Source organism: Gelidibacter salicanalis, from assembly GCF_016469035.1.
GTDB classification, from domain to species: domain Bacteria; phylum Bacteroidota; class Bacteroidia; order Flavobacteriales; family Flavobacteriaceae; genus Gelidibacter; species Gelidibacter salicanalis_A.
Genome location: NZ_JAEHJZ010000025.1, coordinates 25,933 through 38,386, shown reverse-complemented (window position 1 = coordinate 38,386; position 12,454 = coordinate 25,933). Strand labels below are relative to the sequence as shown.

Below are 12,454 nucleotides of genomic sequence, written 5' to 3'. Positions count from 1 at the left end.
TGACTGACATGTCGGGTTTTTGTTTTTTTAATAATATCAATATCAACCCTTTAAATATTTTTTAGGTAATTGGCGTTTTAAAACGCAATATTGGTACAGGTTTTGACTGTGCAGATGGATTAACTTAAAAATTATTTAAAAATATGAAAAAACTTATTTTAGTATTTGCATTGTTGGTAGTAGGATCAACATTTGCACAAAATGATGACATTACATCAAAAAATTCATGGTTGAAGGTTGGATTGAACACAGGATTACCAATGGGTGATGCTGATGACCTATCTACTTTTTCGCTTGGACTGGATTTAAAAGGTCAATTCTTGGTCACCCCTAATTTTGGTATTGGTATCGCAACCGGATACACACATTTATTTGGTAAAGATGGTGTAGACGATTTTGGTATTATTCCAGCAGCAGGTTTTGCGAGATATTATTTTCAAAAAACAGGATTGTTTCTTGGGACTGATTTTGGTTACGGCTTCTTAATGAACGGTGATAACAACCAAGGTGGACTTTATGTAAACCCTCAAATTGGGTATCATAATGACGATTGGAATTTCTTCGCGTATTACCAAAACACATTTGCTGAAAATGATTTGGATATTAGAGTCCTTGGCATTGGTGCGACATATAACCTGAGGTTTTAAGTAGAAAACACTAAATATTTTAAAAAGAGCAGTTTTTACTGCTCTTTTTTTTTGCAATGTACTATTCAATACACTTACTTTTGTAGGACATAACATAGCTAAAACATTTGCCAAAATGAATACCATTACAGACACCAACTTTAATTTTCCAGGACAAAAAGGACTTTACAAAGGCAAGGTCAGAGAGGTTTACAATATCAATGACAATTTATTGGTCATGATTGCAACAGATAGATTAAGTGCCTTTGATGTGGTCATGCCTAAGGGTATTCCGTATAAAGGTCAAATTCTTAATCAAATTGCGACCAAGTTTATGGCGCAGACGCAAGATTTGGTGCCAAATTGGTTGATTGCTACACCAGATCCAAATGTTGCGGTAGGTCATTTGTGCGATCCTTTTAAAGTTGAAATGGTGATTCGGGGTTATATGGCCGGTCATGCAGCACGCGAATATAAGGCGGGTAAGCGGATGTTATGTGGTGTGGCGCTTCCAGAAGGCATGAAAGAAAATGACAAGTTTCCGGCGCCTATTATTACACCGGCTACAAAAGCTGAAATGGGCGATCATGATGAAGATATTTCACGAGAAGAGATTTTAAAACGCGGCATTGTTAGTGAAGCTGATTATGTAGTTTTAGAAGATTACACCGGAAAACTTTTTCAAAGAGGTTCTGAAATTGCAGCAAGCAGAGGCCTGATTTTAGTGGATACCAAATATGAATTTGGAAAAACAAAAGACGGAAAAATTGTATTGATTGATGAAATCCATACGCCTGATTCCTCTAGATATTTTTATGCAGATGGGTATGAAGATCGTCAAGATAACGGAGAACATCAGAAACAATTATCGAAAGAATTTGTGCGTCAGTGGTTAATTTCTAATGGCTTTCAAGGTCTCGAAGGCCAATCTGTACCTGAAATGAGTGATGCCTATATTGAAACCGTTTCTGATCGCTACATTGAACTTTACGAAAATATAATGGGAGAACCATTCGTAAAGGCTGATGTGAATCAAATACAAGAGCGTATCAAAACAAATGTGGAGCATTTTTTAGCTGAACATGTCTAGAGCTCTTCGTTGTTCTCTTTAACGGTGGTTTCTGAGGGTTTAATTAAATGCAAAAGTTTCCTGAGGTATTTGTAGATAAATGCATTGGTTTTTCCGATATGGAAAACTATGATGCACACCACCACTATAAACGTCAACGCACCAAAAACAGCTTCCCAAGGTTCTAATGATTTGTAGTAAAAGTGTTTTAACCCAATACCCGTAAAACTTCCGTAGATGATGATAAAATGGACCACATAAATATTCAGTGTGGTCTCGCCAATTCGGGTGACAATGGACTGTTTCATAAACCGTTCTAGCAGGTAAAAGAACCCGAAATACAACATCACATTCCCCAATCTTAAGAATAGATAATTATAGTTGGCGGCTCTTTCAAACAATTCAACATTAGTAAAAACAAACAACTGTTGTAATATTTGTGTTGAATAGAACAGCAGAATAAAACTTAATGCAAAAAAAGCGGATAGTGTAATCTGTCTAAAGTATTGCTTATGGGAATATTTAAAAAATAGGGTCGCAAAAAATCCGCCAAAGGCCACATAGCCAAACCATGGCAATATGGTAAACACGCTTCCGTTGGACTTGCTCAGATAGTTGGCCAAAACTACAGGTACGTTCTCTAAAGTCGAACTCCGGTACAGGGGCTCCGTAACAAAAATAACGCAGCCTATACTCAGTAATACTACAGAAAGTATCGTGCTGTTTCTTCTGCACAATAAATAAAATCCAATCAATAGAAGTAAAGACAGACCAATGCACTGCAGGACGTCAATCACCAAAAAATAGGAGTCAAAATCACCCTTTAACCAAGAAAAAAATGGAATTCTGAGCGCATATCCTATCCCAATTAACATCAACCCTCGTGTAGCGCCCTTTCGCAAACGCTGCTTATCACTCCCCTTTGCGTGGGCTTTTAGTAGTAAATAAAGAAATACTAATCCTGAAATGGTGAAAAATGTAGGCGCCGTAATCCCTCTAAAATAAGACCAAACTGTATAGGCCGTATAAGAATCATCTCTATAAATCGGGTTTAATAGCGTGTCCACAAAGTGGCCTTGAAGCATCATTAAAATGGCAAACGCCCTGACAGCGTCAATAAAATAAAGTCGGTTTGCTTTCAATGAGGTTTTGGCTAGTAAATGCAAATATAATGTTAAAATCCAAAATTAGTAACTTTTCAGTGTAATCGAGATTATTTCTAAGACATTCTTAAAATTTCTAAACCGAAAACTATATCTTTAAAATCGCTAACCAAATTTCACAAATGAAGACTTTAGATTCAATCTTTCAAACCTATGCTGATTACGCGTGGGGTTTACCCTTATTGATATTATTAATTGGCGGCGGATTGTACTTATTGGTACGCTCTCAATTTTTGCCTTTCCGTTATTTTTTTCACGCATTAAATGTCCTAAGGGGCAAGTATGATGATCCTAATGCGCCTGGAGAAATCACACATTTTCAGGCACTTTCAACAGCATTGGCATCTACTATTGGCATGGGGAATATTGCCGGTGTGGCTGTAGCCATACACATTGGTGGTCCTGGAGCTATGTTTTGGATGTGGATGAGCGCAATAATTGGCATGTCTACAAAATTCTTTACGTGTACGTTGGCTATTATGTATAGAGGTAAAGACAGCAACGGTGATATCCAAGGGGGACCTATGTATTTTATTATGGAAGGCTTGGGCAAATCTTGGAAGCCTTTGGCGGTATTTTTTAGTATTTGCGGACTTATAGGCGCGTTGCCAGTATTTAACGTCAATCAATTAAAACAGGCTATCAATTTTATTTTATTAGAACCGAATGGCGTCGAAGTAAGCACCACCTCCAATATTATAATAGGAGTGATTCTTGTGGCCATCACCGCAGTGGTCATTTTAGGAGGATTGGACCGAATCAGTAAAACTGCTTCAAAGTTGGTGCCAAGTATGGTATTGCTTTATTTCGTTTTGGTCTTAATCATTTTGGGGGTTTATATTGAAGAAGTGCCTCGTTATTTAGTCTTGATGTTTACAGATGCATTTGCTGGAAATTACTTTAACGGCGACTCGTTTTTAGGCGGAGTTGTGGGCGGCTTGATATTATTGGGCGTAAGGCGTGGCGCATTTTCTAACGAAGCCGGGATTGGTACGGCACCAATGGCCCACGGAGCTTCAAAAACAAATGAGCCGGTTCGTGAGGGCTTAGTAGCCATGTTAGGACCCGCCATTGATACGTTGGTAGTGTGTACATTAACTGCACTTGCAATATTAGTTACTGGGGTGTGGCAAACTAGTGAGGCCAACGGCGTGAGTTTAACTGCGGCTGCATTTAATGATGCCATTCCTGAGTATGGTAATTATTTGCTATTGATATGTATTGCAACATTTAGTATTTCGTCCTTATTTACCTATTCGTATTATGGTACAAAATGCATGTCCTTTTTATTTGGAGCACACAACAAGCATTATTACAATTATTTCTATATTGCCAGTATCATTTTGGGGGCAATAACACCGTTGAGTATGATGCTTAACCTAATTGATGGCACTTTTGCATTGATGGCGATTCCAACCATGACTGCTACAATTATTTTGGCGCCAAAGGTGATCAAAGAAATGAAGGCTTATGCCAAAAGGATGAATTTATAAAAACAGGATTAAAAACTAAATTCAACCAAAAGCAATATATCAAAATTAGTGTTGTAATCCTTATATGGATTGTGGCATCGTCTATTTTTTCAGATTGGGAACATTTTAAATTGGGTTTATTTGGTTTAACATAGGAATTTACTCAAGTAATGGACAGCTTTATACTATTTTAAAAATTAATTGATATTTTTGAAAGAACGATCTGTTGTTCATTAACAGACAACAGCAGCAACAATTAATTAGAAACACTAACAAAAAGAACATTTATATATGAGTAATTACAGCATTAAAAACCTCGAAGAGTATTACCAAGTCTATAGAAAGTCAGTACGCGAGCCTGAAAATTTTTGGGAAGAAATAGCGGAAGAACATTTCTTGTGGCGAAAAAAATGGGACAAGGTGCTCAGCTGGAATTTTAATACGCCAGAAATTAAATGGTTTGAAGGTGCCAAGCTGAATATTACGGAAAACTGTTTGGACAGACATTTGCTCAATCGTGGCAATAAAACAGCCATTATTTTTGAAGCGAATAACCCTGATGAAGAAGCGCAGCACATCACCTATAAACAGCTTTATGAGCGTGTTTGTAAAATGGCGAATGTTCTAAAAGATCAAGGCGTAAAAAAAGGAGATCGGATATGCGTGTATTTGCCTATGATTCCTGAACTGGCCGTAACCTTATTGGCTTGTGCCAGGATTGGTGCCATACACAACGTTGTGTTTGCAGGATTTTCATCTAAAGCACTTTCAACCCGTATCATTGATAGTGATTGTAAACTGGTCATCACCGCAGATGGATCTTACAGAGGCAACAAAAGCATCGATTTAAAAGGCATTGTAGATGAGGCACTTCAAGAGTGTGAGGTCGATAAAGTATTGGTGGTAAAACGTACGGATTCTGAGATTACCATGGTTGAAAATCGCGATATTTGGTTGCAACCCTTAATGGATGAAGCATCTGCTGTTTTTGAAGCAGAAGTTATGGATGCGGAAGATCCGTTATTTATTTTATATACTTCAGGTTCTACAGGCAAACCAAAAGGGATGGTACATACTACTGCTGGCTATATGGTGTATACCGCCTACACCTTTAAAAATGTGTTCCAATATAAAGAAAAGGATGTGTATTGGTGTACTGCAGATATTGGTTGGATTACCGGTCATAGTTATATTGTTTATGGGCCTTTGGCAAATGGAGCAACCACGTTAATGTTTGAGGGTGTGCCGCATTATCCAGATTTTGGACGATTTTGGAAAATTGTGGAAAAACATAAAGTCAATCAATTCTATACGGCGCCTACAGCAATTCGCGCCTTAGCAAAACAAAACCTTTCCTTTGCTGAGAATGTAGATTTGTCCTCAATTAAAGTATTGGGCTCCGTAGGAGAACCTATTAATGAGGAAGCCTGGCATTGGTATAATGACATTATCGGCAAAGGTAAAAACCCAATTGTTGACACGTGGTGGCAAACAGAAACAGGAGGCATCATGATTACGCCTTTACCCTATGTAACACCAACAAAACCAACTTATGCAACCTTGCCATTTTTGGGTGTGCAACCCGCTTTGGTAGGTGAAACTGGTGATGAACTGATTGGAAACCAAGTAGAAGGTAGCTTGTGTATCAAATTTCCGTGGCCAGGGATGGCACGTACTATTTGGAATAACCACCAACGTTATAAAGAAACGTATTTCTCCACTTATGATAATATGTACTTTACAGGTGATGGTGCTTTGAGGGATGAAGTTGGGTATTATCGGATTACAGGAAGGGTAGATGATGTGGTGATTGTCTCAGGACATAACTTAGGAACAGGACCTTTGGAAGATGCGATCAATGAGCATCCAGCAGTAGCTGAGAGCGCCATTGTGGGGTTCCCTCATGAGATTAAAGGGAACGCGCTTTATGGGTATGTGTCTTTAAAAGAAACAGGAGAAAGCAGAGTTCATGATAATTTACGTAAGGAAATTAATCAGTTGATATCAGAACGTATTGGACCGATTGCTAAACTCGATAAAATACAGTTTACGGAAGCTCTGCCAAAAACCAGAAGTGGAAAAATTATGCGCCGTATTTTGAGAAAAATTGCAGAAAATGACATGACCAACTTGGGGGATACAAGTACTTTGTTGAACCCGGAAGTTGTACAAGAAATTATAGATCATAGGATTTAAACGTCAAAATGGGAGCGCTTGTTACAACCGAAGATCAACTAAAAGAACGCATTAAGGAACTGACCTGTCTTTACAATGTCAGTTCCTATATTGCCAATTGTAACCTGTACGATCTAGAACCTACATTTAAAGCGATTGCCGCCAGTCTGAAGGCGGCCATTCTTTATACGGAAGAAGCTTTTGTAGAAATGAAATTGGGCAATGAGCTCGTGCATGCCGGTCAGCGGTTGCAAGACCAAGTATTTATTTTATCGGCCATAAAAGTGTTTAATTTGCCTTATGGTTCCATCAAAATAGGATACCCGAAATCTAAGTTTAATGAGAATGTTTTCTTGGAAGAAGAGAAGCAACTACTAAAAACATTGGCCTCAGAAATTGGAAATCTCATTGAACGCAAGCAAATTATCGATAAAGAAGAACTGACCAAGCGCCAAATGGCCCGCTCCGATAGATTGGCGATTTTAGGCGAAATTACCGCAGGAATTGCACACGAACTAAATACGCCATTAGCGAATATTTTAGGATTTTCTGAATTATTAAAAGAGCGGTTTGCTAAAGATAAAGACGCGCTACAGGATTTGGATAAAATTATGAACAGTGCAATTTTTTCGAGGGAAGTAGTCAAAAAGCTGATGTTTTTTTCGTGCGAAATGCCGCACCACATGGAACTTGTCAACATTAACCCCATCATCACAGAGGCTATTAATCTTTTAAAACCTAACTTTAGTAAAAAAAGCATTGAATGTCACTTGCAGTTTAGTGAAGAGGACATTACCTTAAGAGTTGATGCCATCCAATTGACTCAGGTTGTTTTTAATTTGGTCATCAATGCCATTTATTTTTCGCCCAAAAACGGCCATATTATAGTGGACGTCAGCAATCAGCCAAAAGAACTTGTCCTGAATATCAGTGATGAAGGTAAGGGCATTCCAAGAGAAATTTCTGAATTTATTTTTAACCCATTTTATACTACAAAACCAGTGGGTGAAGGTTCCGGCTTAGGATTGAGTGTGGTTCATGGTATTATGAAAAGCCATAGAGGAACTATAAAACACAGTTTTAATAAACCAAAAGGAGCACTGTTTACACTGACATTTCCAAAAATATAACTGATGCTGTTGGAAAAGGAGAATATATTGATTGTGGATGATGATGTCCATATTTTGGAACTCATCCAAAGACACCTCAAGTCCTTAAATTATCATACCTATAAAGCGATTTCCGTAAAAGAAGCCATTGTTATTTTACAGGATCAAACTATTGATCTTTTAATAACGGATCTTCAGATGCCAGGTGTGGATGGGCTACAGTTGGTTAAATATGTGTCTGAGCATTTTCCTGAAATTCCAAAATTGGCGGTAACGGGGTTTCCTTCCATAGATGGTGCCTTAAGAGCAATGAAGTCTGGGGTTATGGATTATTTGACCAAACCATTTACCAAAGAAGAACTTAAGAATGCTGTGGAAAAGTCCATAGCATTGCGGCCTAGGGCTCATTCTGAAACCCGCAAATCAACGCTGCGGAATCCTGTTTTTGGCGAGCTTATAGGGCAATCAGAAGCTTTTAAAAATGTGTCGAATATTATTGACAGGGTAAAGGACAATAAAGCAACAGTATTTATAAAAGGAGAAAGTGGCACCGGAAAGGAATTGGTGGCCCGTGCCATCCATTATAAGGGTAAATTTGCGGCAGCGCCATTTGTAGCAGTCAACTGCGGTGCAATACCGGAAAATCTTTTGGAAGCGGAATTGTTTGGCTACACCAAAGGTGCTTTTACTGGTGCCAACGACAATCGGAGTGGGTTTTTTCAGGCGGCCAATAAAGGGACCCTTTTTTTAGATGAAATAGGAAACGCTTCCATGGGTACACAATTGAGTTTGCTGAGAGTGCTGCAAGAAAAGGAGATTATGAGAGTCGGCTCCCAAAAAGTGGAAAAGATTGATGTCAGAGTTATTGCAGCGACTAATGTTGATTTAAAAGAGCTAATTAAAAATGGTCATTTCAGGGAAGATTTGTATTACCGTCTTACGGTTGTCCAAATTGATGTGCCACCTTTAAGAGATCGAAAATCAGATATTCCACTCTTAGTAAATAAATTTCTGTTTAAATATGGGGTAGAGTATAAGGACCGCATTGTTAACATATCTGAAGAGGCACTATTAGCGTTAGAACGCTATGATTGGCCAGGAAATATTAGAGAGCTGGAAAATAGTATTCAGCGCGCTGTAATTATGTGCGACAAACAAGTGGAGATTGAAAATTTACCTAAATATCTAAAATTCCAGATCGACTTCCCCAAAGAAGATGTTTTATTATCACTGAAAGAAGTAGAAAAACAACACATTCTTAAGGTGTTAGAAGCGGTAGACAATAATAAAACCAAAGCTGCACAAATTCTTCAAATTGATCGTAAAACCTTACGCGATAAAATCAAATAAACATTTTTATGTGAGTAACAATTCCCCAGTGGGTAAAATTGAACCGCTCTTGTTTTTTTAATTTTAGTAAATTTTATCCTAAATTACTGAATTTCAATTAATTAACGTAAATTACATAGGTTTATGATTTAACGGCATAGCTATTGCTTTTGTATGCTATGCTTTAAATATGACGTTATGGATGGTCCGGAAAATAGTTTATGTGCATCGTGTGAGCATCTTGCCTATTGCTGTTTAACAAGTGATAAAGGTTTTATCTGGTCTTGCAGTGAGTATGAGGTATCGGGTGATCATGATCAATCTTTTCAAGAGAATATAATGAAACAGGCCAACAATTTATCTGCCTCTGGCGGTAAAGAGGAGGTTTTCATATAAATATAAATAAATGGCTTTAACAAAAGAAACAAAACAGAAACAAGTTCCAAAGCAAGGTATGCTTGAGAATGTGATGAAGCAATTCAACACGGCCTCTGAACTAATGAATTTAAATCCCAACATCAAGAAAATCTTGTCCGTTACCAATAATGAACTTATCATTCATTTTCCGGTACGTATGGACAACGGTGAAATTGAAATTTTCAAAGGCTATCGTGTGCAACATAATAACGCACTTGGTCCGTACAAAGGCGGGTTGCGTTACCATCCCACTATTGACATTGATGCTGTAAAAGCATTGGCTATGTGGATGACTTGGAAAACATCTTTAGCAGGATTGCCTTATGGCGGTGCTAAAGGAGGCATTCAAATGGATCCACAAAAATATTCCCTGTCAGAGTTGGAGCGTATTACAAGACGTTTTGCCTATGCTTTAGGAGACAATATTGGTCCGGAACACGATATTCCGGCACCAGATGTTAATACCAATGCGCAAACCATGGCATGGATTGCTGACACTTATATGTCAACGAAAACACCATCTGAGCGCTCTAAAAATCAGCATGTGGTTACGGGAAAACCAGTAGGATCTGGAGGTCTTGAAGGAAGAGATAGAGCAACAGGGTTTGGCGTGTTTTTGACCATTAAATATTGGGCGGAATATAAACATATTGACCTGAAGGATAAAACTTTTATTGTACAGGGGTTTGGAAATGTTGGGTATTGGACATCTCACTTTTTGCAGGAAGTAGGCGCAAAATTGGTAGGCGTCCAAGATGCTTTTGGAACCATAGTCAATCCTAAGGGGTTGGAAGTGGAGTCTCTATTTAACTATACAGAGGCCAACGACGGCAGTATTGTAGGGTTTCCAGAGTCGGATATTATCGATAATGACAGGTTTTTTGCCTTAGATTGTGATATCTGTATTCCGGCAGCATTGGGCAACCAAATAACAGAAGATCGAGCGTATCAAATAAAGGCGTTTTTAATTGCTGAGGGAGCCAACGGCCCAACCACAGTAGAAGCCGAAAAGATTTTGAAAGAACGAGGCATTGAGGTCATTCCTGATATTCTTTGTAATTCAGGCGGCGTGGTAGGTAGTTATTTTGAATGGCTACAAAACCGTAATGGCGAATTATGGGGTCTTGATGAGATCATGGTTAAACTAGACAAAAGAATAAAAGAGGTGTTTAAAAAAGTATACGAAACCTCTCAAATAAAAAATCTTGATATGCGCTCAACGGCGTATATAATTGCGATAGAGCGTATTGAAAGAGCGTATATACAACGTGGTATTTTTCCTTAATTATTAATAAATATGTAAATATGAAGTACGGTAATTTGATATTAGAAAAGAAAGAGTATGTGATGATAAAACGATTGTTGACGCTCACTAATGATTATAAAGACTCCACCCAAAAGGTCTCACTGACCAAGTTCGCTAAAGAAATGGAAAGTGCTGAAATTTTGGATGATGATAAAATGCCTGATGATGTTGTAAGAATCAATTCAGAAATTACAATAGCTACCAATGATGGCTGGTCATATACATTCCAAGTCGTGTTGCCCGCTGAAAGCAACAATGCTCAAAAGAAAATTTCGTTGTTATTGCCAATGGGAGCAGCGGTTATGGGATATGCCAAAAATGATAGTATTAGCTGGACCTTTCCAGGAGGAGACAAAGACATAACTATTTTGGATGTCAAACAAAATAATATAAAAAAATTAAATATTGCGTAATGGAACCTTTAGTTAATTACGGTCATGAAACAGATGATGAAATCGTAAAAAGACATATGCATCGGGAGCTTCATACCTGGATATCCCATTTGGACGCTATGAATACTGAAGCGGACCAACTGGCAAAAATAGTGTCCCACAGAATTGGAGATAAAGAGTTGCGTGATGCCTTGTTGGACGATATTAATGAGAATATTAATCTGTTGAATGAATTTTACACCTATAGAAACTTGTTCAATAATAATGTGAGGGAGTGCGATGAAATGGAGTGTGATCTATTTTACTTGCAAAAACATGACTATATATTTGAAAAATATGTGGCGTGTGTAACCCAAAACCAAGCTATAAAAGATAGCGTTTATCAAAAATTGCTCGTTTAGTTTTTCTTATTAGTTGAATGCTATAATATTTGGTTGAGCAAGAAACCATAGTCAAGTTGGCTATGGTTTCATTTTTTTAATACCCTCTTAAAATCAAGTTGCATGCCGAATTTCCTATTTAAATAGTATCTTTAACTTTTTAAAACAACTTTTTTTAAACAATTACAACATCACCAAATGGATATCAAACTTGCAGTACTAATTGATGGGGATAACATCCCTTCAGCCTATGTAAAAGAAATGATGGAGGAAATTGCCAAATACGGTAATCCTACCATCAAGCGTATTTACGGAGATTGGACCAAGCCGCACCTTTCAAAATGGAAGAACTTGCTTTTGGAAAATGCCATTACGCCAATTCAACAATATGGGTATACGGTGGGTAAAAACGCGACAGATTCTGCCATGATTATTGATGCGATGGACATTCTTTATACAGCAAAAGTAGATGGTTTTTGTATTGTATCCAGTGATAGTGATTTTACGAGATTGGCAACGCGGTTGCGCGAAGCTGGGATGAAAGTATACGGTATTGGTGAAAAGAAAACACCAAATCCTTTTATCGTGGCCTGCGATAAATTTATCTATATTGAAATTCTAAAAAATCAGAGTATAGATGAAGAAGTTGTTTCTACTGAAGAATCAAAGACCTCAAAAAGTAATGTCGATAAAATCACTCAAAAAGAGATAAAGTTTATTGCCGCTACAATTGATGATGTGGCTGATGAAGATGGATGGGCGTTTTTGGGAGATGTTGGCGGATTGATGCAAAAAAAACAGCCTAACTTTGACTCTCGTAATTACGGGTTCCAAAAATTAACACCTTTAATCAAGTCCCTAAAAGAATTTGAGATTGATCGCCGTGAGGACTCCAAAGGGCACTTCAAGCTGATTTATGTGCGCATTAAAGAAGCACAAGCGAAACCCAAGAAACAGCCCCGCAATAAAAAGAAATTGATCTCAAAAACCTAAATATAGAGTTGAGTGAAATTTAA

The 12,454-nt window shown here is 37.8% G+C and carries 11 protein-coding genes; 10 read left to right on the top strand and 1 reads right to left on the bottom strand.

Going from position 1 to position 12,454, the window contains the following annotated elements; translation table 11 throughout:
• The first annotated feature begins 143 nt into the window (after positions 1–143).
• Both JEM65_RS10635 and JEM65_RS10630 read left to right on the top strand, forming a co-directional pair.
• Positions 144–647 carry a hypothetical protein gene (locus JEM65_RS10635; protein ID WP_199599225.1) on the top strand — a complete coding sequence of 168 codons (504 nt, stop codon included), beginning with the start codon at positions 144–146 and terminating at the stop codon, positions 645–647.
• Positions 648–762: 115 nt separating this feature from the next.
• Positions 763–1,716 carry a phosphoribosylaminoimidazolesuccinocarboxamide synthase gene (locus JEM65_RS10630; protein WP_199599224.1) on the top strand — a complete coding sequence of 318 codons (954 nt, stop codon included), beginning with the start codon at positions 763–765 and terminating at the stop codon, positions 1,714–1,716.
• Here the strand turns inward: JEM65_RS10630 and JEM65_RS10625 are convergent.
• On the bottom strand, positions 1,713–2,861 hold the full coding sequence (locus JEM65_RS10625; protein WP_233530613.1) for a heparan-alpha-glucosaminide N-acetyltransferase domain-containing protein: 1,149 nt from the start codon (positions 2,859–2,861) through the stop codon (positions 1,713–1,715). The two genes, JEM65_RS10630 and JEM65_RS10625, sit on opposite strands and share 4 nt — an antisense overlap.
• A gap of 119 nt (positions 2,862–2,980) precedes the next feature.
• Here JEM65_RS10625 and JEM65_RS10620 point away from each other — a divergent pair, with 119 nt between their 5' ends.
• The 8 genes from JEM65_RS10620 to JEM65_RS10585 all read left to right on the top strand — a co-directional run bounded on the left by JEM65_RS10620 (position 2,981) and on the right by JEM65_RS10585 (position 12,431).
• The gene (locus JEM65_RS10620; protein WP_199599223.1) at positions 2,981–4,351 is read left to right on the top strand and encodes an alanine/glycine:cation symporter family protein; all 1,371 of its coding nucleotides are present in this window, start codon (positions 2,981–2,983) and stop codon (positions 4,349–4,351) included.
• A gap of 270 nt (positions 4,352–4,621) precedes the next feature.
• A complete protein-coding gene (gene acs, locus JEM65_RS10615) occupies positions 4,622–6,526 on the top strand; it encodes an acetate--CoA ligase (RefSeq protein ID WP_199599222.1) in 1,905 nt (634 codons plus the stop codon).
• 8 nt (positions 6,527–6,534) lie between these two features.
• Positions 6,535–7,635 (top strand): sensor histidine kinase, encoded by a 1,101-nt coding sequence (locus JEM65_RS10610; protein ID WP_199599221.1) that lies wholly within the window; start codon positions 6,535–6,537, stop codon positions 7,633–7,635.
• A 3-nt stretch (positions 7,636–7,638) separates the two neighbouring features.
• Positions 7,639–8,964, top strand: coding sequence for a sigma-54-dependent transcriptional regulator (locus tag JEM65_RS10605; protein ID WP_199599220.1), 1,326 nt, complete (start codon positions 7,639–7,641; stop codon positions 8,962–8,964).
• Between the two features lie 385 nt (positions 8,965–9,349).
• A complete protein-coding gene (locus tag JEM65_RS10600) occupies positions 9,350–10,645 on the top strand; it encodes a Glu/Leu/Phe/Val family dehydrogenase (RefSeq protein ID WP_199599219.1) in 1,296 nt (431 codons plus the stop codon).
• 20 nt (positions 10,646–10,665) lie between these two features.
• Positions 10,666–11,079 (top strand): GreA/GreB family elongation factor, encoded by a 414-nt coding sequence (locus JEM65_RS10595; protein ID WP_199599217.1) that lies wholly within the window; start codon positions 10,666–10,668, stop codon positions 11,077–11,079.
• The gene (locus JEM65_RS10590) at positions 11,079–11,459 is read left to right on the top strand and encodes a hypothetical protein (RefSeq protein ID WP_199599215.1); all 381 of its coding nucleotides are present in this window, start codon (positions 11,079–11,081) and stop codon (positions 11,457–11,459) included. The genes JEM65_RS10595 and JEM65_RS10590 overlap by 1 nt, the downstream gene beginning before the upstream one ends.
• A gap of 177 nt (positions 11,460–11,636) precedes the next feature.
• Positions 11,637–12,431 (top strand): NYN domain-containing protein, encoded by a 795-nt coding sequence (locus tag JEM65_RS10585; protein WP_199599213.1) that lies wholly within the window; start codon positions 11,637–11,639, stop codon positions 12,429–12,431.
• Positions 12,432–12,454: the final 23 nt, after the last annotated feature.